Origin of the sequence: Actinomadura rugatobispora (assembly GCF_042656285.1) — a bacterium.
GTDB classification, from domain to species: domain Bacteria; phylum Actinomycetota; class Actinomycetes; order Streptosporangiales; family Streptosporangiaceae; genus Spirillospora; species Spirillospora rugatobispora.
In genome coordinates this window covers 125,275-147,592 of record NZ_JBHSON010000013.1, presented here as the reverse complement: position 1 = coordinate 147,592, position 22,318 = coordinate 125,275, and the positions used below count along the sequence as shown (strand labels likewise).

At 74.6% G+C, this 22,318-nt stretch carries 21 protein-coding genes; 12 read left to right on the top strand and 9 right to left on the bottom strand.

Annotated features, from left to right (window positions below):
• The first annotated feature begins 2 nt into the window (after positions 1 to 2).
• Positions 3 to 4,508, top strand: coding sequence for a HEAT repeat domain-containing protein (locus ACFPZN_RS12270; protein WP_378282009.1), 4,506 nt, complete (start codon positions 3 to 5; stop codon positions 4,506 to 4,508).
• 50 nt (positions 4,509 to 4,558) lie between these two features.
• Positions 4,559 to 5,134 (top strand): hypothetical protein, encoded by a 576-nt coding sequence (locus ACFPZN_RS12265; protein WP_378282008.1) that lies wholly within the window; start codon positions 4,559 to 4,561, stop codon positions 5,132 to 5,134.
• An 18-nt stretch (positions 5,135 to 5,152) separates the two neighbouring features.
• On the opposite strand, the gene ACFPZN_RS12260 is transcribed toward ACFPZN_RS12265, so the two are convergent.
• The gene (locus ACFPZN_RS12260) at positions 5,153 to 5,884 is read right to left on the bottom strand and encodes a TetR/AcrR family transcriptional regulator (protein ID WP_378282007.1); all 732 of its coding nucleotides are present in this window, start codon (positions 5,882 to 5,884) and stop codon (positions 5,153 to 5,155) included.
• A gap of 56 nt (positions 5,885 to 5,940) precedes the next feature.
• Between ACFPZN_RS12260 and ACFPZN_RS12255 the strand changes: the two genes are divergently transcribed.
• The 5 genes from ACFPZN_RS12255 (at position 5,941) to ACFPZN_RS12235 (ending at position 10,579) form a co-directional block, all read left to right on the top strand.
• Positions 5,941 to 6,867, top strand: a complete 927-nt coding sequence (locus ACFPZN_RS12255) for an alpha/beta fold hydrolase (protein ID WP_378282006.1) — start codon at positions 5,941 to 5,943, stop codon at positions 6,865 to 6,867.
• A 187-nt stretch (positions 6,868 to 7,054) separates the two neighbouring features.
• A complete protein-coding gene (locus ACFPZN_RS12250) occupies positions 7,055 to 7,774 on the top strand; it encodes a TetR/AcrR family transcriptional regulator (RefSeq protein WP_378282005.1) in 720 nt (239 codons plus the stop codon).
• Complete coding sequence (locus ACFPZN_RS12245; protein ID WP_378282004.1) at positions 7,767 to 7,937, top strand: hypothetical protein; 171 nt, start codon at positions 7,767 to 7,769, stop codon at positions 7,935 to 7,937. The genes ACFPZN_RS12250 and ACFPZN_RS12245 overlap by 8 nt, the downstream gene beginning before the upstream one ends.
• 117 nt (positions 7,938 to 8,054) lie before the next feature.
• Complete coding sequence (locus tag ACFPZN_RS12240) at positions 8,055 to 8,978, top strand: ABC transporter ATP-binding protein (RefSeq protein ID WP_378282003.1); 924 nt, start codon at positions 8,055 to 8,057, stop codon at positions 8,976 to 8,978.
• Positions 8,975 to 10,579, top strand: a complete 1,605-nt coding sequence (locus ACFPZN_RS12235) for an ABC transporter permease (protein ID WP_378282002.1) — start codon at positions 8,975 to 8,977, stop codon at positions 10,577 to 10,579. Before ACFPZN_RS12240 ends, ACFPZN_RS12235 begins: the two co-directional genes overlap by 4 nt.
• Before the next feature lie 6 nt (positions 10,580 to 10,585).
• Here ACFPZN_RS12235 and ACFPZN_RS12230 read toward each other — a convergent pair whose 3' ends face one another.
• The 3 genes from ACFPZN_RS12230 to ACFPZN_RS12220 all read right to left on the bottom strand — a co-directional run bounded on the left by ACFPZN_RS12230 (position 10,586) and on the right by ACFPZN_RS12220 (position 13,618).
• Positions 10,586 to 12,073 carry an aldehyde dehydrogenase gene (locus tag ACFPZN_RS12230; RefSeq protein ID WP_378282001.1) on the bottom strand — a complete coding sequence of 496 codons (1,488 nt, stop codon included), beginning with the start codon at positions 12,071 to 12,073 and terminating at the stop codon, positions 10,586 to 10,588.
• Between the two features lie 68 nt (positions 12,074 to 12,141).
• Positions 12,142 to 12,801, bottom strand: a complete 660-nt coding sequence (locus tag ACFPZN_RS12225; RefSeq protein WP_378282000.1) for a maleylpyruvate isomerase family mycothiol-dependent enzyme — start codon at positions 12,799 to 12,801, stop codon at positions 12,142 to 12,144.
• 187 nt (positions 12,802 to 12,988) lie between these two features.
• A complete protein-coding gene (locus ACFPZN_RS12220) occupies positions 12,989 to 13,618 on the bottom strand; it encodes a TetR/AcrR family transcriptional regulator (protein ID WP_378281999.1) in 630 nt (209 codons plus the stop codon).
• 190 nt (positions 13,619 to 13,808) lie between these two features.
• On the opposite strand from ACFPZN_RS12220, the gene ACFPZN_RS12215 reads away from it, so the two are divergent.
• The gene (locus ACFPZN_RS12215) at positions 13,809 to 14,027 is read left to right on the top strand and encodes a hypothetical protein (protein ID WP_378281998.1); all 219 of its coding nucleotides are present in this window, start codon (positions 13,809 to 13,811) and stop codon (positions 14,025 to 14,027) included.
• 314 nt (positions 14,028 to 14,341) lie between these two features.
• A complete protein-coding gene (locus tag ACFPZN_RS12210) occupies positions 14,342 to 15,403 on the top strand; it encodes a PP2C family protein-serine/threonine phosphatase (RefSeq protein ID WP_378281997.1) in 1,062 nt (353 codons plus the stop codon).
• Positions 15,404 to 15,424: 21 nt separating this feature from the next.
• On the opposite strand, the gene ACFPZN_RS12205 is transcribed toward ACFPZN_RS12210, so the two are convergent.
• From ACFPZN_RS12205 to ACFPZN_RS12195, 3 genes are all read right to left on the bottom strand, one after another.
• Positions 15,425 to 16,087 (bottom strand): potassium channel family protein, encoded by a 663-nt coding sequence (locus tag ACFPZN_RS12205; RefSeq protein WP_378281996.1) that lies wholly within the window; start codon positions 16,085 to 16,087, stop codon positions 15,425 to 15,427.
• Entirely contained in the window at positions 16,080 to 17,459 is a 1,380-nt protein-coding gene (locus ACFPZN_RS12200) for a TrkH family potassium uptake protein (protein ID WP_378282019.1), read from the bottom strand. Before ACFPZN_RS12200 ends, ACFPZN_RS12205 begins: the two co-directional genes overlap by 8 nt.
• Before the next feature lie 128 nt (positions 17,460 to 17,587).
• Positions 17,588 to 17,956, bottom strand: coding sequence for a DUF6968 family protein (locus ACFPZN_RS12195; RefSeq protein ID WP_378281995.1), 369 nt, complete (start codon positions 17,954 to 17,956; stop codon positions 17,588 to 17,590).
• Positions 17,957 to 18,166: 210 nt separating this feature from the next.
• Here ACFPZN_RS12195 and ACFPZN_RS12190 point away from each other — a divergent pair, with 210 nt between their 5' ends.
• The 3 genes from ACFPZN_RS12190 (at position 18,167) to ACFPZN_RS12180 (ending at position 21,108) form a co-directional block, all read left to right on the top strand.
• Positions 18,167 to 19,915, top strand: coding sequence for an alkaline phosphatase family protein (locus tag ACFPZN_RS12190; RefSeq protein ID WP_378281994.1), 1,749 nt, complete (start codon positions 18,167 to 18,169; stop codon positions 19,913 to 19,915).
• Positions 19,916 to 20,015: 100 nt separating this feature from the next.
• Positions 20,016 to 20,762, top strand: a complete 747-nt coding sequence (locus tag ACFPZN_RS12185; protein ID WP_378281993.1) for a dienelactone hydrolase family protein — start codon at positions 20,016 to 20,018, stop codon at positions 20,760 to 20,762.
• A 52-nt stretch (positions 20,763 to 20,814) separates the two neighbouring features.
• On the top strand, positions 20,815 to 21,108 hold the full coding sequence (locus tag ACFPZN_RS12180) for a DUF6295 family protein (protein ID WP_378281992.1): 294 nt from the start codon (positions 20,815 to 20,817) through the stop codon (positions 21,106 to 21,108).
• A 4-nt stretch (positions 21,109 to 21,112) separates the two neighbouring features.
• Here the strand turns inward: ACFPZN_RS12180 and ACFPZN_RS12175 are convergent, their stop codons facing one another.
• Entirely contained in the window at positions 21,113 to 21,523 is a 411-nt protein-coding gene (locus tag ACFPZN_RS12175) for a hypothetical protein (RefSeq protein ID WP_378281991.1), read from the bottom strand.
• Between the two features lie 157 nt (positions 21,524 to 21,680).
• Positions 21,681 to 22,055 carry a DUF7144 family membrane protein gene (locus ACFPZN_RS12170; RefSeq protein WP_378281990.1) on the bottom strand — a complete coding sequence of 125 codons (375 nt, stop codon included), beginning with the start codon at positions 22,053 to 22,055 and terminating at the stop codon, positions 21,681 to 21,683.
• Between the last annotated feature and the right edge of the window lie 263 nt (positions 22,056 to 22,318).

Below are 22,318 nucleotides of genomic sequence, written 5' to 3'. Positions count from 1 at the left end.
CCATGACCTCGCCCGACGACCTCCCGCGGCTCGCCGAACGGCTCGATGCCGCCGGCGCGGACGGCGAGGACGCCGCCGCGCACGCCCGGACGCTCCCCCGCTCGCTGCCCGCGGACGCGCCGCCCGAGGCCGCCCTCGCGCTGGCGCGCCTCCACCTCCTGCTGCGGCGCCACCTCCGGGACCGGCCGTGGCCCCGGTGGCGGGAGACCGATCTGCCCGTGCCGGTACGGATCGCCTGGCTGCGCGCCGAGATCGCCGCACGGCCCGCGAACGTCGCGGGCGAACCCGCGGGCGAACCGCTCTACCAGGCCGTTCACGGGTTGCGGGCGACGGACGTGGACGAGCCGGAGCAACTGGTCCGCGTGCTGCTGGAGCGTCGCGACGCGGCGCTGCGCGCGGAGGCCCTGCGGATCACGCGCGAGGCCGTCCGGGCGGCCCTGCTCGCCCCCTCAAAGACGAGGGCGTTCCTGCTGGAGATCGCCGCGCACGGCGGTTCCGGCCCGGCGGCGGAGGGCGCGCTGCGGGAGCTGGCCGAGCCCTGGGCGGCCCTGGACCCGATCCCCCACGGCCCGCTCCGGCGCCTCCTCGACTCGTCCTCCTTCGCATCGGACGCGGCGGCATCCGGCGCGGCGGTCGAGGCGGCGGCCCGCCACGGGCACCTGGACCTGCTCCTGGACGTGGCCGCCGACGCGGACCGTCCGCCGGTCCTGCGCCGCCGGGCGCTCGAACTGGCGGGCGGACCGGCCCGGCGCGAAGACGTCGCCGCGCTGGCGGGCATCGCCGCCGCCGACCCGCTGCTGCTCGCCGGGGCCGGGATCGCCTGCCTGCTGGGCCTGCACCGGCGCGGCCACTTTCCGTCCGGCGAGCACGTGCCCGCGATCCTGGGCCTGGCGCTGGCCGACCACTCGGTACCCGCGGACGAGGTGGCGACGCTCCTCTTCACCTGCCGCGCGGAGACGCTGCGGGAGCTCACCCGCACGGCGCCGGACGGTTCGGAGCCGGGGCCGGACGACTGGCCGCGGCGCCTGGAGCTGCTGGTGGCGCTGGCCGCCCAGGGCACCGGCAACCTGCCGATCGGCGAGACGATCTCCCGGCTGCTGCCCGCGGCGGCCGACCCGGTGCCGTTCCTGCGGGCGATCCGGGCGCTGCGCCACGTCCCGGCCGAGCGGGCCGTCCTGGCGCTGCTGCCCCGCTTCCCCGCCGCCGCGCTGGACGCTCTCGAAGCCGTCGGCGCGGAGGCGGCGGCCGCGGCGCTCCGGGAGGGCCTGGGTCTGGAACCGGACGGCACGGGCATCGCCCCGCACCTGCGGGCCGTCCGCCACCGGGCCCTTGAGCTGCTGTGGCATCTCACCGCCGACGCCGGGGAGCGGCACGCGCTGCTGGCACGGCTTGACCCGCGCGACCTTCCCCGGCGGATCCTGTCCGACCTCGGTGGTCCCGACCCGCGCGAGCTGGAGCTGCTGCGCGCCGGGCTGGACCCGGACGAACCGGCCGCGGCGCTGTGCGTGCTGGCCCGCAACGGCGACGCGGGCACGGTCCCGGCCGTCGCGGACCTGCTGCTGCGGGTGGTGTCCGATCTCGCGGCGTCGCGGGCGCCGGACGCGGACGCGCCGGGGACGGTCGTGCCGCAGGTCCCGGACGAGGTCCTCGCCGCGATCCGCGACCTGGGCGGACGACTCCACGCACGGGGACGGATCCGGCCGCGCTGCCTGCTCGACGCGCCCGGCCCCCGGGAGGCGGGCGACGCACTCGCCGCGACCATGGCCCTCGACCTGCTCGACGACGGCGGGCTCGAACCCTCCGAGCGCGCGATCCTGCTGGAGATGCTGCGGCGCGTCCCGTCGTACGGCGGCGTCCGCGCCCGCGTGCACCCGCTGCTGCGCGACCGCGACCGGCACGTCCGCAAGCAGGCGATCGCCCTGCTCGCCCAGGACGCCGACGGGACGGACGCGCGGGCGCTGTCGGCCGGCCTGATCGCGCTGACATCCGCCGGGGACGCGCAGACCGTGCGGCAGGCGGTGCTCGCTCTCGGCCACGCCCGCGCCCGCGGGGCCGCGCCCGCACTCGCCGCGTGCCTGGACCACCCCGTCATGAACGTGAAGAAGGCCGCGGCCGAGGCGCTGGCCCGCGCGGGCGCGCCGGAGGCGGTGCCCGCCCTGCTGTCCTGGCTCGGCCGCCACGACAACCCCGGGCTGCGGGACGCGCTCGACCGCGCGCTGCGGGCCGTTCTCGGCGACGGATTCGCGGCCGCGCTCGTCGCGGCGGCCGACCGCGCCGGTGACGAGCGCACCCGCGAGCTGCTGCTGCGCCGCCTGGACCGGCGGCTCCCCGCCCGCGCGATCGCCGCGCTCGCCGCGCAGGGGTCCCCGTCCGGCCGGACGCTCCTGTCGCTCGTCGCGGACGGGCGGGTTGCCCTGGCCTCCGGCACGGTGGCGGACCTGGCGGAGCCGATGGCCGAGCACGGCCTCCGCCCACCGCGCCACGCCCCCTCGCCCGGCGCCGACGCGATCGCCGCCATCAAGGCCCTGGAAAGCCTCGGCTGGGACGCGAAGATGGCGCGCCTGCTCGTCCGGCACGACGGCCACGACGGGTTTCCGGTCTGGCAGTCGCTGAAAGGGCTGCGGCCGCTGCTCGACCGCTGGTTGGAGCTGGCCGGGGCCGACCGCGATCCGGGTCCGGTCCTGCGCTTCACGCTGCGGCTGTGCCCGCCGCCCTGGGACGATCGGGAGCTGGAGCTGTTCGCGCGTTCGGCGGCGGTCCTGACCTCCGGGCTGGCCCGGCTCGACGGCGCCGACCGCAAGGGCCTGGTCGCCGTGCTCGGGGAGGCGGTGCCACGGCTGGCAGCGGCCGAGGCTCTTGCGATCGCCGCCCGCCTCCGGGCGCTTCCACTGGAAGCCGTCGGCGGCCGGTCGCTGCTGAGCCTGCTGCGCGCCTGCGGTGCCGTTCTGACCCGCGCCGACCTGGGACACGCTCTGGACGCGGCAGGACGCGATCCCGATCCCGGGTCGGCCGAGGAAACGGTCCTGCGCGAGGCATTCATCCCCGGTCTCACCGAGGCATCGTCCGCGCCCGCCGAACGCGAATGGAGCAAGCGGCTGGAGGACGCGGCACGCACGCCCGAGGCGCTCCGGCGTTTCCGCGACGCGGCCCCTCTCCCGGAGCGTCCGGTCGGCTCGCGGCACCGGCTCGCGGCGCTGGCCGCCGTCTACGCGGACGCCGGCGCCGCCGTCCGCGACGCCCTCCTGAACTGGATGCTGGAGCTCCAGCCGCTCGGCGCGCCGGCCTGGACCCTCGCCGAAGAGGCCGGCCGCCCCGTCGCGGACGCCCGCGCGCCGCGTTCCTCCGATCTGGACCAGCCCCGCTCGGCCGCGCAGCGCGAGCGGCTGCTGGCGATGCTCGACGACCCCGCGCGGGAGCGGCGCGAGGCCGCCGCGCGCACGCTCGTGGGCTGGCCGGAGCCCGGCGTACGCCGCACCGTCCTGCGCGCGTTCCTGGACGGCCGGATCGACCCGGCGAACACCGCCGCCCTCGCGCCCGCTCTGCCCTCCGTACTGAGCGGGACCGGGCCGCAGGACCCCGTGGACGACACCGTCGCGGAACGGGCCGCCCGCGTCGCCGCCCACCTGGAGCCCGACACCCTGGCCCGGCTGGTCCCGCTGCTGCTGCGCTGGTGGGAGCACGGCGCCCCCGCCACCCGCACGCCGGCCGGGCAGGCGCTGCGCCGGGCCGACCCCGACCTGCTGGCCGAGGCCCTCGCCGGACGGCTCGACTCCGGCGCGTGGGGCGTGCTCGACCTCCTCGCAGGCCGTCCGCTCCTGCGCACCCCGGCCCTGGAGCGGGCTCGCGAACGGCTGCGCGCCGAGGGACGCGACGACCTGGCCGACCGGATCGACCTGGTCGACGGCCCGCTCCGCGACCCCGCCGCCGCACGCCGGGACGGCGAGACGCTGGCCGCGCTCCGCACCCGCACCCCGCCGCCCGCCGACGCGGACGGAGGCCGGGGCCCGTCCCGGGAGGCGCTGCTCGGCCTCGCCCGCACCGGCACCACCGAGCAGGCCCGCCGGGCGCTGACCGTCCTCGCCGAGCGGCACGACGAGCGGGGCGGCGGCCACCGCGATCCGGAGCTGGAGGAGCTGCTCGCCGAGGCGATCGGTCACCGGGAGGCGCGGATCCGGCTGCACGCCCACCGCATCTCCCGCCGCGTTTTGGACGCCCCGGCCTACCTGGAGCAGACGTGCCGGCTGCTGGACGATCCGCGGCCCGACATCGTCCGCTCGGCGATCAGGAGCGTGTCGTACGCGGCGTGGCTGCCGGCGATCCCGGCGCTGGTCGGGCTGCTCTCCCATCCCCGTCCCACCGTCCGCCGTGCCGCCGCCGACGGGCTGGTGCGGTACGGGACGCCCGCCGCCCGCGCGCTGCGGCACGCGGCCGGGCGCGCCCGTCCCGACCGCCGCGGCCTCTACACCGCCGTGCTCGACCGGATCGGCACCGGAGCGCTACCGGAGTAGGCCGCGCGAGCGTATTGTGCGGCGGGCACACGCCCTTCACCATGTGGCGCATGACGACGAGCCCGACAAGCCCGGCGGGTCCGGCGAGCCCGAGGACCGGCGGCGGTCCGGCGTTGCGGCTGCGGCCGCGGGGGCGCCACGTCCTGCTCGCCGTGCCGCCGGCGTTGGCCGGGCCCGCGCTGGTGTGCGCGGGCGCGTGGATGCCCTCCTCCACACTCCTGCTGGTCGGGCTGGGCCTGAGCGGGGCCCTGCTGCGCAGCGCGCTGATCCTGTGCGGCGGGCTCACCGAGGCGTGGCCGGACGGCCTGAGCAACCGGCTGGTCGGGCGCGCCGCCGAGACGCCGTGGGAACGGGTCGACGCCCTGGTCGTGACGCGAAGCCTCTTCGGGCGCTCCGTCCAGGTCGAGGAGCGCGACGGCGCCCGGATCAGCTTGGCCGCGCCGCGCAACGGGCTGCTGCTGCGCAGCCCGGGCTTCGACGCCGACCTCGAGCGGCTGCGGCGGATGCCGGGGGGCGGGCGCAGGCCCGTGCCGGTCCGCCTCGCCGCGTCGGCGCCCGCGATCGTCGTGCAGGGCGTGCTCATGGCGGGCTTCCTGGGCGCGATGCTGCTGGCCCTGGTGCGCTGAACCGGGCGGGCGGGCCGCTCAGCCGGTGGCGATGAGGCCGGTGAGCACCCGCCGGACGAGGCGTTCGAACAGGGCCGCCGGCTCCTCGAGCCCGCCCGGCGCCTGGTTCGCGAGATGCCCGGCCAGCAGCGGGTGGCGTCCCTCGGCGATGACGTGCGCGAAATGGGCGGCGAAGGCGGCCTGCCGCTCGGTGGGCGAGCGCCGCTCCTGGATCTCGGTGCGGGCGAACAGCGACACCATCCCGCTCATCAGTGCGATGGTCTCCAGCTTGGCCTGGCCGTTCATCGACTCCGCGGGCTCCAGGGCGCGCAGCCCGTACTCGAGGTAGTCGATGGCCCGCGGGCCGAGGCGTTCGGGTTCCGGGGGCAGGTCGAGCATCCACGGGTGCCGCAGGTTCACCCGCCTGATCTGCAGGGCGAGGGCGACCAGGTCCTCGACGGGGTCGCCGGTCAGCGGGGCGGTCACGTCGATCTCTCCGGCGGCGGCGTCGATCATCAGGTCGACGAGGTCGTCGCGCCCGCGCACGTACCGGTACAGGGTCGCCGGGCCGGTGCCCATCTCCCCGGCGACCCTGCGCATCGACACCGCGGCGAGGCCCTCGGCGTCGGCCAGCGCGACGGCCACCGCGGTGAGCTGGGCGCGGCTGCGCTCGGGGGCGGGGCCGCGCGAGCCCCGTTCGGGACGGTCCCAGACCGTTCCTCTGTCGACGGTCCCCGGTTCGTCGGGCACGGGCCACCTGTCCTTCCTCATGACGGATCCCCTATCCTAGAAACTGCGAACGACGATCGCAGTATTGGAGGCCGGCCGTGACCGCACCGCCGAAGGTCTGGAGCCCCGTCCGCTGGGCCGACAACAAAGGCGTCCGGATCGCCTACGACCGGCTGCTGGACAGCCCCCGGGACGGGGAGCCACTGCTCCTGCTCATGGGGCTGGGGGCGTCCCGCAGGTGGTGGCCGGACGGCTTCTGCGCCGCGCTGGCCGCGCACGGCTTCGCGGTGGCGCGCTTCGACCAGCGCGACGCGGGCGAGTCCACCCACCTGCCGGACACCGCGTCCCGCGGCCCGATCGACGCGCTCCTCCACGGGCGCGGCGAGGCCTACACCGCCGAGGACATGGCCGACGACGCGATCGCCGTCATGGACGCGCTCGGCTGGGAGTCGGCGCACCTGCTCGGGGCCTCGCTGGGCGGCGCCGCCGCGCAGCGCCTGGCGCTCCGCCATCCCGGCCGGGTCCGCACCCTCACCTCGTCCTCCGCGGTGCCCGGCGACCTGGCGGGGCTGAGGACGCTGCGCCACATCCGCCTCGGCACGCTGGCCAAGCTGGCCCGCCTGAAGTTCCCCGACACCCCGGAAGGGGACGTCGAGGCCGGCGTCGCCGTCGCCCGCATCCTCGCCTCCCCGGCCCGCCCCTTCGACGAGGAGGCCGCGCGGGCGGGCATCGAGCGCTCCGCCGATCCCGGCATCCGCGACCAGCGCGCGCAGAGCCGCCAGATCGGCGCCCGGTGGCACGGCCCGCCCATCTCCGCGCTGCGCACCCCGACGCTGGTACTGCACGGCGAGGACGACCCGCTCATCCGCCCTTCCGCCGCACGCCGCATCGCCGCCGCCGTCCCCGGCTCCCGCCTGGTCGTCCTGCCCGGGGTCGGCCACGACCTGCCCGAGCACGCCTGGGCGACCGTCGCCGCCGAGGTCCGCGGCCACGCCCGGCTCGGCTCGCCGCGAAGCCGGGCCTGACCTGCGCTTTCTTCGACGGGAGCGATCTTAACGAAGTCTTAGCACACTGGTCCCGCCGCCCCGGTTGCCGCCCGCGCCCAGGTGGGTATACAACTGTATTGGAAACTGAACGCTTGTATTGGAGAGCGCGGGGCGGGCCGGTCGCGAACGGCCGCGCACCGGTCCGCGCGAAGCGAGGAGCGGCACCATGGCGGGGGGCGAAGAGCCCGGCACGACCGGCCCGGCCACACCCGACGAGGCGGCGCGCGACCAGGACCTGACGGCCCGGGCAAGGATCCGGGACGCCGCGCTCGACCAGTTCGCGACGCACGGGGTGCGCGGCACCACGATCCGCGGTGTCGCCGCCGCGGCGGGCGTGTCCCCCGGTCTCGTCCAGCACCACTTCGGGTCCAAGGAGAAGCTGCGCGAGGCGTGCGACGAGTACGCCATGGAAGCCCTCCGCACCACCAAGCAGGAGTCGCTCAAGGGAGGAATGGGCGATCCAGGGTTCATCGCGTTGGCGATGCAGACCGGCCTGCCCATCCAGCGCTACCTCGCCCGCGCCCTGGTCGACGGCTCCCCCGGCGCGGCGCAGCTGTTCGACGAGGCGGTGGCCGTCACCAAGGCGATGTTCGAGGACCCGGGTCTGGGGCTGAGCAAGCCCCGGACCTCCGACCTGCACGCCTACTCCGCGGCCATGGTCGCGATGACCTTCGGCTCGATCGTGCTGCACGAGCACCTGTCCCGGGCCCTGGGCGCCAACACCCTCACCATGGAGGGCTACCCCCGCCTGGGCATGGCCATGATGGACGTCTACACCGACAACGTGGTGGACGACGACCTCGTCCAGAAGGGCAAGGCCGCACTCGCCGAGATGCGCGACCGCCACTCCACCGGGAACGGCGCGTCCGGAGACGGCGATGCCTAGCTCGCGCACGCGCTGCGCACGCGCGTCCGGTGCGCGGGCCCGCCACCCGGCGGCCGGGGCCCCGGAGGTCGTGGACGGCACGGTCTCGGGCCGCATCTCCACCACGGACGCGGCCGCGCGCAAGGCCGACTCCGATCCGCCCCGCGGGCACCGGCGGGCCTGACTCCGCCACACCTCCTGTCCCGGTGCGCGACCGCACCGCCCCAGCTCCCTCGAAACGCGAACGGGGCGGCGGTCGCGTGCCCGAAAACGAATCCACCCCCCAGACGAGGTGTTCGCCATGCCTTCCCTCACATCCAGTGACACACCCATAGCCGTCACCGGCCTGGTCAAGACCTTCGGCCGCACCCGCGCGCTGGACGGCCTCAACCTGACCGTCCGCGCCGGAGAGGTGCACGGCTTCCTCGGCCCGAACGGCGCGGGCAAGTCCACCACCATCCGCGTCCTGCTCGGCCTGCTGCGCCCCGACGCCGGCAGCGCCACCCTTTTGGGCGGCAACCCCTGGCGCGACGCCACCCGCCTCCACCGACGGCTGGCCTACGTCCCCGGCGACGTCACCCTGTGGCCCAACCTCTCCGGCGGCGAGGTCATCGACCTGCTCGGGCGCATGCGCGGCGGGCTCGACCCCCGCCGCCGCGCCGATCTGCTGGAACGTTTCGAGCTCGACCCCAAGAAGAAGGGCCGCACCTACTCCAAGGGCAACCGCCAGAAGGTCGGCCTCGTCGCCGCCCTGGCCTCCGACGCCGAACTCCTCATCCTGGACGAGCCCACCTCGGGCCTGGACCCCCTCATGGAGGAGGTCTTCCAGGAGTGCATCCGCGAGGAGAAGCAGAGCGGACGCACCGTCCTGCTCTCCAGCCACATCCTCAGCGAGGTCGAGGCCCTCTGCGACCGCGTCACCATCATCCGCAACGGCTTCTCGGTCGAGAGCGGGACGCTGGCCGAGCTGCGGCACCTGACCCGCACCTCCATCCAGGCCGAACTGGCCGCCCCGCCCAACGGGATCACCGACCTGCCCGGCGTGCACGACCTGGTCGTCGAGGGCAACCGGGTGCGCTGCGAGGTCGACACCGCCCGCCTGGACGCGGTGCTGCGGCAGCTCACCGACACCGGCGTCCGCAGCCTGGTCAGCCAGCCGCCGACGCTGGAGGAGCTGTTCCTGCGCCACTACAAGGACGAGGTGCCGGAAGGGGCCGTGAAATGACCGCGCTCGTCGGAACCGGCGGCATGGTCCGGCTGATCCTGCGCCGCGACCGCTTCCTGCTGCCGATCTGGATCCTGTTCCTGGCCGTCATGCCGCTCAACTTCGTGGTCGCGTCCAAGGAGCTCTACCCCACCGCCGCCGAACAGCTCAGCTACGCCCGCACCACCGGGAACAACCCCACGTTCCTGGCGCTGTACGGACCGCTGCACGACACCGGCATCGGCGGGATCGTCGGCCAGCGGTCCGGGTTCATCCCGGTGATGATCGCGCTGATCTGCGCGCTGACCGTCATCCGGCACACCCGCACCGAGGAGGAGGCGGGACGGCGCGAGCTGCTCGGCGCCACCGTCCTCGGCCGCGGCGCCGCGCTGGCCGCCGCCCTGCTGGTCACCTTCGTCGCGAGCGCGCTGATCGGGGTGATCCTCACCCTCGGCATGACCGGGCAGGACCTGGGCTTCGGCGGCGCGCTCGCCCTCGGCCTGCAGTTCGCGCTGGCGGGCTGGGTGTTCGCGGGCGTCGCCGGAGTGGCCGCGCAGATCTCCGAGGGCGCCGGGGCCGCGCGCGGCATCGCCGTCACCGTTCTGGGCGCGTCGTTCGTGGTCCGGCTGGCCGCCGACGTCGGCGGCGCCGGCAACGGCCTGTCGTGGCTGTCCTGGCTGTCCCCGCTCGGCTGGGGCACCAGGCTGGGCGCCTTCGGCGACGAGCGGTGGTGGGTGGCGGCGCTCCCCCTGGCGCTGACGCTCGTCCTGGTGGTGGCGGCCGGGATGCTGTCGGCACGCCGCGACGTCGGCGCCGGGCTCGTGCCGCCCAAGCCGGGCCCGGCGGCCGCGTCGCCCGGACTGCGCGGCCCGTTCTCCCTCGCCTGGCGGCTGCACAGCCGGCCGCTGCTCGCCTGGCTCGCCGGATTCGCCGCCCTCGGCATGGTGTTCGGCGGCGTCGCGGGCGGCGTGGAGCAGATGCTGGAGGAGAACCCCGACCTCAAGGAGATCTTCGACCTGATCGGCGGGTCGGGCGGCATCGTCGACATATATTTCTCCTCGATCATGGGCATGACCGGGCTCCTCGCGGCGGGGTACGCGGTGTCGGCGACGCTGCGGCTGCGCACGGAGGAGACCGCGCTGCGCGCCGAACCGCTCCTGGCCACGCCCCTGGGCCGGATCCGGTGGGCGGCCTCCCACCTGGCCTTCGCGCTGCTCGGATCCGCCGCGGCACTGCTGGTCGGCGGCCTCGCGACGGGCCTGACCCACGGCATCGACGAGGGCGACGTGGGCGGCCAGGTGCCCAAGCTCGTCGGCGCGGCCCTGGCACAGCTCCCGGCCGTGTGGCTGATCGCGGCGGTGACGGTCGCGTTCTTCGGGCTGCTGCCCCGCTTCTCCTCGGCCGGCTGGGGTGCGCTCGCCGTCGCCGCCGTGCTGATGCTGTTCGGCGGCGCCCTCCAGGCCGACCAGTGGCTCATGGACATCTCGCCGTTCACCCACATCCCCAAGCTGCCCGGAGCGGACGTGACCGCGACGCCCCTGCTGTGGCTGACGGCGGCCGTCCTGGCACTCGGCGCCGCCGGACTGACCGGCTTCCGCCGCCGGGACCTGACCACGGGCTGAAGCGGGTCAGGTGAGGTCGCCGGAGAGGGCCGGGCCCGGGGCCCGGCCCTCTCCCGCCGGGAGGAACATGACCTGGGGTTCCAGGTACTCGGCCAGTGCCTCCGGGCCGCCCTCGCGGCCGATCCCGGATTCCTTGAAGCCGCCGAAGGGCGCGTCGGCGTCCAGGCGCAGCGTTCCGTTGACGAAGATCGATCCGGCTCGGATCCGGGTGCCGACGGCGGCGGCGCGCTCGGGGTCGGCGGCCCAGACCGAGCCGGACAGCCCGTACTCGGTGTCGTTGGCGATGGCGACCGCCTCCTCCTCGCCGTCGTAGGGGATGACCGTGAGCACCGGGCCGAAGATCTCCTCGCGGGCGATCCGCATGCCGTTGTGGACGCCCGTGAACACGGTCGGCTCGACGTACCAGCCGCGGTCGAACCCGGCGGGGACGCGCCCGCCGTGCACCAGCTCGGCGCCCTCGGCGATCCCGGAGGCGACGTAGCCGAGGACCCGATCGCGGTGCGTCCTCGTGATCATCGGGCCGAGCAGAGTGCGCGGGTCGGCGGGGTCGCCCACCGGGATGGCGCCGGCGGCGGCCGCGATCGCGCCGGCCAGCTCCTTCTCGCGGGCCCGCGGCACCAGGATCCGGCCCTGCACGATGCACGCCTCGCCGTTGTTGTTGATCAGCCCCATCGCGACCGCCCCGGCCGCGACGCGCTCGGCCGGGGCGTCGTCCAGCACGATCGTGGCGGCGTTGCCGCCCAGTTCGAGCGAGTAGCGCTTCATCCGCTCCGCGCAGACGGCGGCGATCCGCTTGCCGACGGCGGTGCTGCCGGTGAAGGTGACCTTGTCGACGCCGGGGTGGGCGACCAGCGCGGCGCCCGCCTCCCGCCCGCCGGGGACGAGGTTCAGCACGCCGGGCGGCAGCCGCGCCTCGTGCGCGGCCTCCGCGAGCAGGAAGGCGCTCAGCGGGGTCTCGGGAGACGGTTTGAGCACGACGGCGCAGCCGGCGGCCAGCGCCGGGCCGATCTTGGCGCAGGCGCCCAGCACCGGGATGTTCCACGGCACGATCGCGGCGACCACGCCGGACGGGAGCCGGCGCAGCCGGAACGGCGAGCGCGCGCCGGGACGATCCTCCTCGAAGGCGGTGGTCCTGACCAGCCGCGCGTAGTGGCGCAGGGCGGCGATCGCGGGGCGGGCGTGCGCGAGCTCGACGATGGTGATCGGCAGGCCGGTCTCCATCGTGATCGTTACGGCCAGTTCGCCGGCGCGGGCGGTGAGCGCGTCCGCCATGTCCTCCAGCGCGGCGGCGCGATCGTCCGGGGTCATGCGCGGCCAGGGGCCGGTGTCGAACGCGTCGCGGGCGGCGTCCACGGCCCGCTCCATGTCGGCGGGCGTGCCGTCGGGAACCCGCCCGACGGTGCGCTCGGTGGCGGGGTTCTCGACCTCGATGCGGCCGGGGCCGGTCGAGGGGACCCAGGTACCGCCGATGTACAGCTCGTCCCACGCGTGCACGGCGCTCTCCCTGAAGGGCGATGGGAGACCGAAGATACAAGCTGGACGGCCAACTAGTAAATATGCGGTCAGGCGTACACGTTCACACCCGCGTCGGCGCCGAACCGCTCCGGCTCCGCGCGCCCGGTCGCGACCAGCACGAACGTCACCGGGTCGCCGCGCAGCTCCGGCCCGCCCTCCCCGACGGGGTGGGTCCCCAGACCGTCCAGGACCAGCGTGACCGGACCCCAACCCTTGCGTTCGAGGGCCAGCCGCAGCCAGCGCACGGTGGCCTCCAGCCCCGGCCCGCGGTCCGGCGGCAGGCCGAGCGCGGCGCGGACGTCGTCGGCGTGCACGAACGTGTCCTGCCACAGGCTCAGCACGGCCTCGCCGACGCTGCGGTCGGCCAGCGGGCCCGGCAGCGACCAGACCTTGTCGTCGAGCCGCTCCAGCGCCTGCCGGACGCGCCCGGACGCCTCACGAAGGTCGCGCGCCGTCTCCGCCGGGCTTCCGCCGCCGTGTGCACGGGCCTGCTCGTCGGCGGTTCTGGTGCCGACGGCGCCCGCGAGGATGTCGGCCGCGCCGCCGAGGACGTGCCCGGCGACGTCGCGGACCCGCCAGCCGGTGCAGCGCGTGGCGGTCTCCCACTGGGCGGGGGTCAGCCCGTCCAGCAGGGCGGCGAGCGCGTCGTACTCGGCGATCGCCCCCTTGACGGTGGCCTCTCGGGGCGGGTTCTGCGTCGTGGTCATCCGCTCGCTCCGTTCATCAGCGCCGCCGGTCGGCGACGGCTCCAGTTGGCCGGACAGGTCGGGCCCCCCTCTGCGCATCGCCCCGCCCTTTCGTACCCGGAGTACGTCCCGGAACTTACATACATACAGAATGTATGTCAATGGGTGTGCGGAACCGCGGAACCACCTGGACAGAGAAAGAAGCAGGTCAGCCGGTGTGGGCGCAGCCGGAGACCCGGCCGGCGACGCCCGCGAGCATGGCCTCCAGCTGGGCGAGCGTGTCGCGCAGGACGGCGGGCGGGTCGTCCGCGCGCGCGATGTCCAGCGCGCTCTCGCACAGCCCCCCATAGAGCAGCGAGGTCAGCGGGGCCAGCGGGCGGTCGGGGATGCAGCCGGCCTCGATCGCGATGGCCAGCCCGGCGCGCAACTGCTCCTTGCAGCTCGCCTGGAGGTCGCGCAGGACGGTCCAGTCGAGCGCGACGGGCGCCTCGATGAGGGTGATCCGGCGCACCGCCGGATCGAGGGAGCTCTCCAGCATGGCCCGGGCCCCGGCCAGCAGCCCGTCCCACGGGTCCGGCTCGGCCAGGAACGCGCGCCGGACGATCGCGGCCAGCTCCTCCTGCTCGGCCGCGAACACCTCGCGGAAGATCTGCTCCTTGTTGTCGAAGTGGTGGTAGAACGCGCCCCGCGTCACGCCCGCGCGGTCGCAGATGGCGCCCAGCGAGGTGCCCGAGAACCCGCTCTCGACGAACAACTCCCGCGCCGCCGCGACCAGGGCCGCCGTGGTCGCCCTGGTGCGCTCCTGCTGGCTGCGCCGCGCCGCCGCCTTGGTGACCACCCGTTCATCCCCTCCCGGCCTGCCTGCACCGAGATTAAGCGACATCGCGCCCTGGCCGAAGCGGTGGACTCGCGCCCGTTGGGGACGCAGTGCGCGCGCTCTCCGTCCGTCATCCCGTGTACACGCGAACGTCGGCGGACGATCACCGGCGGTGCCCTAGGCTTTGCGTTCACCGGACCCTGGAGGATCCATGCTCACCAGGACATTGCACGCTCTTGCCAAGGGCCTGCTGGCGATCGTGGCGGCGCTGACGCCCGCGTCCGTGCCCGCCGTCGTCACCGTGGCGGCCGTCGGCTCGGCGGTCGTCCTCTCCGCGGCGGGCTGCGCCGTCGACGACGGCGACGATGACGGCGACGACGGGGACGACGGGGACGACGGGGACGACGACGACGGCGGGGACGACGACTGACACCCCCGCGTCAGCAGTAGAACCGCAGGTAGGCCTGGAGGTCGACCAGGGCCCGGGCGGAGCGTTCCCCGTCGCTCCGGTAGAGCACGACCTTGCCCTCCTTCCGCTCCACCCGTCACGCGCCCACGCTACCTTCGCCGCACCGCGCCGGCGGGTCCGGGACGGCGCGGCGGGCAGCGCCCCCCGGGCCGATGGCGACCACCGCTCCGGACATCCGGAACGCCCCCGAACGCGTGCCTGAAGTGCGTTTTTGACCGCGGAAGTGACACTATGCTGCGGGAAGAACGGGGAATTCATGGCGGGCGGGAGCAGGGGTGGCAGCGACGTCGCGGGGGCGTGGCAGACCGTTCCTGAGCCTGCTCCCGTTCCTGGTCATGGCCGTCGTCGCCGTCCTGGAGCTGCTCGAGGGCACCGGGACGGGCTACCTGCCGCTGCTGTCCCTGGGCCCGGCGTTCGCCAGCCTCAGCGGAGGGGTGCGGCGCGCGGCGGCGGTCGGCGCGCTGGCCCTGCTGCTGTGCGTCGGCCTGGCGGCGCACAACGACATCTTCGGCACCCGGCCGAACACCCTCACGTTCATCTCGATCACCGGGGTCACCGCCGCGGGCATGCTGGCCAGCGCGATCAGGGTGCGCAACGAGCGGGAGCTGGCCGACATCCGCACCGTCGCCGAGGCCGCCCAGCGGGTGCTGCTGCGTCCCGTGCCGCGCCGGGTGGGGCCGATCCACGCGGCCGTCCGCTACATCTCCGCCGCCGCCCGCGCCCGCATCGGCGGCGACCTGTACGAGGTCGTCACCACGCCCAAGGGCGTGCGGGTGATCGTCGGCGACGTCCAGGGCAAGGGGCTGGGGGCCGTCGAGACCGCCGCGGTCGTGCTGGGCGCGTTCCGGGAGGCCGCCTACGACGAGGAGGACCTGCACGGCGTCGCGGCCCGGCTGGAGAAGGCGCTCACCCGCCATCTCACCAGCGAGCAGTTCGTGACGGCGGTGCTGGCCGAGCTCGGCTCCGCCGACCGGATCCTGCTGATGAACTTCGGCCATCCGCCGCCGCTGCTCCTGCACGCCGACGGCCGCATCGAGGCCGCCGAGCCGCCCGACGTCGCCCCGCCGCTGGGCATGGCGTCGCTGGCCGGGCAGTGCCCCCCGGTGTACGAGGTGCCGTTCGCGCCCCGCGACCAGCTGCTCTTCTACACCGACGGGGTGATCGAGGCGCGCGACGGCAGGGGCGAGTTCTACCCGCTGGCCGAGCGGCTGGAGGTGCTGCGGGCCGCCGACCCCGAGAAGGCGCTGGACGACCTGCAGGCCGACCTGCTCCGCCACGTCGGCGCGCCGATCACCGACGACGCGGCGATGCTGCTGCTCCGCCGCCGCCACCACTGACCGCGGCCCGCCCGGACGGGCTCACGCGCGGTCGGCGAACCGCTCCACCTTCGCGATCGGACCGGCCACGATGATGACGTCCCCGTACTCCAGGATCGTGTCCGCCGAGGCGTAGGTGAAGTCCTCGCCGGGGCTCTTGACGCACACCACCGTCACCCCGTGCCGGCCGCGCAGCCGGGTGTCGCCCAGCGGGACGCCGACGATCTCCTTGGGCGGGCGGGTCTTGACCAGCGCGAAGTTGTCGTCCACCTCGACGTAGTCGAGCATCCGCCCGCTGACCAGGTGCGCGACCCGCTCCCCCATGTCGTGCTCGGGCAGCACGATGTGGTGGGCGCCGATTCGCTCCAGGATCCGGGCGTGCTGGTGGCTGATCGCCTTGGCCCAGATGTCGTCGATGCCCAGCTCGACCAGCAGCGACGTGCACAGGATGCTGGCCTCCAGGTCGCCGCCGATCGCCACGACCGCCCGGTAGAACTCGGCCACGCCCAGTTCCCGCAGCGTGTCGATGTCGGTGGCGTCGGCGGTGACGATGTGCGTCAGCCGCCCCGCCAGGCTCTGCACGATCTTGGGCCGTTCGTCGATGGCCAGCACCTCGGTGCCGCGCTGGACCAGTTCCAGCGCCAGCGAGGTGCCGAACCTGCCGAGCCCGACCACCACCACGGGGTCGTTCTGGATGTCAGCCAACGATGGGTCGCTCCTCCGGCAACTCGTGGCGGCGGGTCCGGTCCCGCAGCGCCAGCGCGGTCCCCAGGGTCAGGGGGCCGATCCTTCCGACGAACATCAGCGCCACCAGCAGCCCGTGGGCGGCGGGCGGCAGGTCGGCGGTGATGCCGGTCGACAGGCCCACGGTCGCGAACGCCGAGATCACCTCGAACAGCACCCGGTCCAGGGCGTGCCCGGTGAGGGCCATCATCGCGAAGGTGGCCGACACCACCAGCCCGACCGCCATCAGCGCGATCGCGACCGCCTGCCGCTGCGTCCCCTCGGGGACCCGGCGGCGTCCCACGTTCACCCGGGCCTCGCCGCGCAGCTCCGCCCAGACCACGTAGGCCAGCAGCCCGAAGGTGGTCACCTTGATCCCGCCCGCGGTCGCCGCGCTGCCGCCGCCGATGAACATCAGCACGTCGATGACCAGCCAGCTCTCCGGCCGCATCTGACCGATGTCGATGCTGTTGAATCCGCCGCTGCGCGGCATCACCGCGGCGAAGAACCCCGCCTGCAGCCGGGCCCCGCCCGACAGCGCGCCGAGCGTGCGGGGGTTGTTCCATTCGGTGAGGGTCAGCACGAGCGTCCCGGCGACCAGCAGGACCGCCGTCACACCCACCGTGATCCGGGTCAGCACCGTCCACTCCGCGGGCCTGCGCCACGACCTGGCCAGCTCGAACACCACCGGGAACCCCAGCCCGCCCACGATGACCGCCAGCGCGACCGGCAGGCAGATCCACGGGTCGGCGGCGAAGCGCACCAGGCTGTCGGGCCACACCGCGAACCCGGCGTTGTTGAACGCCGACACCGAGTGGAAGACGCCCCAGAACGCCGCGCGCCCGGGGGGCTGCCCGTAGGCGGTCGCGAACCGCACCGCCAGCACCACCGCCGCGACCGCCTCGCACACCAGGCTGAAGAGCACCACGTTGCGGACCAGCCGCCGCACGTCCGCCATCCGCAGCGTCTTGGTCTCGGCCTGCACCGCCAGCCGGGCGCGCAGCCCGAGCCGTCCCGACACCACCACGGCCAGCAGCGTGGCCAGCGTCATGATGCCCAGCCCGCCGATCTGGAACAGGCAGGCGATGATCACCAGGCCGAGGGTGGACCAGTGCGTGCCGGTGTCGACGGCCGCCAGCCCGGTGACGCACACGGCCGAGGTCGCGGTGAACAGCGCGTCCAGGAACCGCGCGGGCTCGCCCGACGCGGTCGCGGCCGGCAGCGACAGCAGCCCCGTCCCGATCAGGATCGCCGAGCAGAACCCGCTGACGACGACCTGCGCCGGATGGTGGAAGCGGCCGAGCGGGGAGAACGTCGTCCGGGCGCGCGGCCTCTTCGCCGCGCGCCGATGCATCACCACGTGACCGCGGCACCCCCTGGAACGCACGCCCGGCTATCCGGCCGGCCCGACCTCCCGCCCCACGGCAGAAAACCGTACAACAAGCGCGCTCATGCCAGTGCCCAACACACTGCACAACACCCTCAGAAACCCCGACATGTCGCGGGCGGGACGGCCTCGTGGGGTTCTGGGACGACGGTCAGGCCCAGATCCGGCCCGCCCTCCCATTCGAGGCTCACGGACGCGCCGGCGGCGCGCTCGACCAGTTTCAGCCGGACGGCGTAGACGGACAGCAGGAGGGCCTGCAGGGAGTCGACCCCGAAGGCGGCCTGGACGGTCTCGTCGCCCAGGCCGACGATCTGGTGGGGGCAGCACCAGTCGTCGTGGGCCGACAGGGGGTCGGGGTGCGGCCTGCCGAACTTCAGGATCACCGGCGTGCGGCGGCCGTCCTCGGCGACGGCCTCCACCCGCCGCTCGGCCACGACCTCGCCGAGCTCGTGCGTCGTCGTCATGCGTTCCCCTCGTCGCGGCTCCGGTGTGAAACCGACACTTTAGGGGCCGATCGCCCTTCGCGGTCCGGACCGGCGGCGCGCTGAACCGCGGGGGGCGCGGCGCGCGTACAGCCGGTGTCGCCGATACGGGCGTCATCAGGCTTCGCACGGGAGGACCTTCGGATTGTCTTTCTTCAGGCGCTGCGGTCACCGGTCCCAGGGCGGACGGCCGTGAGGAAGGAACTGACGGCGGACAGCCCGCTGGACCACGTCCCGGACGAGAACGTCGACGGGCCCGTCCCTTCCCCCGGAGAGACGCCCGCGGATGACGCGGCGGCGGACGATGTGGTCCCGGGTCGTCGTCTCGCGGGCGCGCGCCGCGCCGCGGGGTGGGCGGCCACCGCCCTGGCGGGCCTGCTCGTGCTGGGCGCGCTGCTGTTCCCGCACAAGGTCGGGCGCCTGACGCCGGGGGCGTTCGCGCGGGTCCCGGTCGAGGGGGTGCTGCTCGTCGCCCTGGTCGTCATCGTCCCGGCGCGGGCGCGACGGACGGTGGCGGTGCTCGCCGGCGCGGCCATCGGCGTGATGACGATCGTGAAGGTCGTCGACATGGGCTTCTACCAGGTGCTCGCGCGGCCGTTCGATCCGGTGCTGGACTGGGTGCTGATCGGCTCCGGCGTGGAGTTCCTGGACTCCTCGTTCGGGCGGGCCGGGGCGATCGCCGCCGTCATCGGGATCGTGCTGCTGGCGGCCGCGCTGCTCGTGCTCATGGCGTTGTCGGTGCTGCGCCTGGCCCGCCTCGTGGTCCGGTACAACGCCACGGCGACCGCCACCGTGGGGGTCGCCGGGACGGTCTGGATCGTCTGCGCCGCGCTCGGCGCGCAGGTCGTCCCGGGCGTGCCGGTCGCCGCCAGGAACACCGCCGGGCTCACCCTCGCCCACACCCGGCAGGTGCACGCGAGCCTGCTGGACCGGCGGGCGTTCGCCGAGCAGGCCGCCGTCGACGCCTTCCGCGGCACCGCGGGGGCGGACCTCCTGCGGGGCCTGCGCGGCAAGGACGTCCTGCTGGCCTTCGTCGAGAGCTACGGGCGCGACGCGGTCGAGGACCCGCTCTTCGCGCGGCAGGTCGGCGCGGTGCTCGACGACGGGACCCGGCGGCTGCGCGCCGCCGGGGTCGGCGCCCGGAGCGGGTGGCTCACCTCGCCGACCGCGGGCGGGAGCAGCTGGCTGGCGCACTCCACCCTGCTCTCCGGCCTCTGGATCGACAACCAGCAGCGCTACCGCAGCCTGGTCTCCAGCGACCGCCTGACCCTCAACCAGGCGTTCCGGCGGGCGAGCTGGCGGAGCGTCGCGGTCGTGCCGGGCGTCACCCGAGCCTGGCCCGAGGGCGACTTCTTCGGCTACGACCGGGTCTACGACGCCAACAACCTCGGCTACCGCGGGCCGCGCTTCAGCTTCGCGACCATGCCCGACCAGTACACCCTCGCGGCCTTCGAACGCCTCGAGCGGGAGAAGCCGGACCACGCCCCCGTCCTGGCGGAGATCCCGCTCGTCTCCAGCCACGCGCCGTGGGCGCCCCTGCCCCGGCTCATCGACTGGAAGGACGTCGGGGACGGCTCGGTCTACCACCCCATCGCGGCCGCGGGCGAGCGAAGGGCCGCCGTGTGGCGCGACCCCGCACGGATCCGCACCGAGTACCGGCGTTCCATCGAGTACACCCTCGGCACCCTCGTCTCCTACGTGGAGACGCACGGCGACGACGACCTCGTGCTCGTCTTCGTCGGGGACCACCAGCCGCTCCCGGTCGTCACCGGCGAGGGGGCCGGCCGGGACGTGCCGATCACGATCGTCGCCCGTGACAAGGCCGTCCTGGACCGGATCTCCGGGTGGGGCTGGCAGGACGGCCTGAAGCCCGGCCCTAACGTGCCCGTCTGGCCCATGCACGCCTTCCGCGACCGCTTCCTGACCGCGTTCAGCCGCTGACCCCGCCCCGCCTCCGCGCCGCGGTTGCGGCAGGATGTCATGATCGGATGATCGGAAGGACGCCCATCCGCGAAGCGGGAGAACGGAGCGCACTGAGGCGATGAACGACGCGCTATGGGCCGGAACGGTCGCGATCGGCGGGCATGACGGCGCCGAGCTGGAGGCGTACCTGGCACGGCCGCTCAACGACGAGCCGCGCGGCGGCGTGGTGGTGATCCACCACATGCCCGGCTACGACCCGGCCACCAAGGAGGTCGTCCGCCGCTTCGCCGCCGAGGGGTACGCGGCGATCTGCCCCAACCTCTACTCGCGCGAGGGCGCCGGCGTCAGTCCCGACGACCAGGCCGCGGCGGCGCGGGCCAAGGGCGGCGTGCCCGACGAGCAGGTCGTCGGCGACATCGCCGGGGCCGCCGCGCACCTCAACGGACTCGACCACGCCAACGGCAGGATCGGCGTGATCGGCTACTGCTCGGGCGGACGGCAGAGCTTCCTGGTCGCCTGCTCGCTGGACGGCATCGACGCCGCCGTCGACTGCTACGGCGCGTTCGTCGTGAACGACCCGCCCGAGGGCTTCCCGCTCAAGGCGACCCCGCTGATCTCCAGGGCGCCCGACCTGGCCTGCCCGCTGCTGGGGCTGTTCGGCGACGAGGACCAGTACCCGACCCCCGACGAGGTCGCGGCGCTGTCGGCCGAGCTGACCCGGCTGGGCAAGGAGCACGAGTTCCACAGCTACCCCGGCGCCGGGCACGCCTTCTTCCTGACGGACCGGCCGTCCTACCAGGCCAAGGCCGCCGTGGACGGCTGGAAGAAGATCTTCGCCTTCTACGGCCGCCACCTCGCGGCCTGACCGTCCCGTTCCTTCGTCCTGTCCCCGTCCTGAGATCTGGAGGGAACCTCCCGTGTGCACATACCTCACCGAGAAGGTGGAGCTCGACGGCGCGGCCAAGGGGGCGTCCGGCTGGTTCACGCTCACCGACGGAGCGGTCTACGTCGACCACCCGTACCACGCCTGCCACGAGCACACGGTGAACATCGACTTCACCAACCCGGGCGAGGGGCCGTCGGCGCGGGTCGCGGTCGAGCTGACCGAGGAGGCGGCGCTGGGCCTGATCGAGGCCATCCAGAAGGCCCTGGCCGCCGCGCCGCCCGGGCTCGCCTCGGCCGGTGGTCCCGCCCCCTCCGCTTCCGCCTGAGCGATCAGCGCTTGCGCGTGGCCTCGTCGAGGAGGAGGCCGAGCGCGATGCCGAGCATCCAGGCGTCCTTGGACATCGGGATGCCCTCCTGGGTGGGGCCGAGGCTGCCCGGCCGGCGCATCCCGGGCGTGCGCAGGTAGATGCCCAGCAGCCCGGAGGAGAACGCGGCCAGTCCGGCCGCGGCCAGCGCCGTCGGCACGGCGGGCAGCAGCAGCGCGGTGCCGAGGGCGATCTCCCCGCTGGACAGCATCCGGCCGAAGGTCCTGGGCTCGAGCTTCTTGAGGAACGGATAGGTGCCGGCGGCGATCTCCCGCAGGTGCGCCGCGGCCGCCTCGTCCAGGTCGCGTTTGGAGAGACCGGAGTCCAGGATGACCGCTCCGGCCGCCAGCCGCAGCGGCGCGTGCCGCAGTTTCATCGGAAAGCGCATGAGTACCTCGCGCGGTCGTGTGCGGTCTGCGTGACGACGCGGCCGCGGGCCGGGGATGGGCGAGCCCGCCACCGGAGGGTCCTCCGGTGCACGGCTCGCCCTTCTCCCCCCGGCCGCGGCCCGTACCGGCGCCGCGGCGCCGTGCTCAGGCGCCGCGGGCGCCCGCGGGCGGCGCGGTGAGCGCGTAGATGAGCAGGACGCACAGCGCGATGGTGAGCACCGACCACCACGGGAACGCCTGCAGGAAGGCCAGGTGCCCGATCGCGGACAGGGCGGCGAGCACCACCCCGGCGACGCGGGCCCACATCTGCCCGGCCATGATGCCCCCGCCCACCGCGATCTGGATGATGCCGACCACGAGCCAGATCCAGCCCCACGCGGTGTAGTTGAACACCATGATCTTGTCGTCGCCGACCAGGTAGTAGCTGCGGTTGAACAGGGCCACCAGGCCGTCGATGAAGTTGAAGGCGCCGACCACCAGGGCCACCGTGCCGGCGAACGCCAGCCACCCCGACGTCATGCGGCGCCCTTCCTCCCTCGCGGGAGCCGGGCCGTGAGCCGTACTGCCAGTCGTCATGGAACCTCCCCCATCGGCGATCCACGGTCGGACCACCGCGGATCCAACGTGCAGAAAGTCCCCATTCGAGGCCTAGCGCCAACCGCACCCGAAAACCATTTGGCGATGGCTTGATCCAAATCTAGGGAGGCGTTGGCCGGCGTCGGCGTGGCTTGCGGCGATGCGGGCGCCGACCGTGCCACGGCCGAATCCGGTGCGCCGATTCC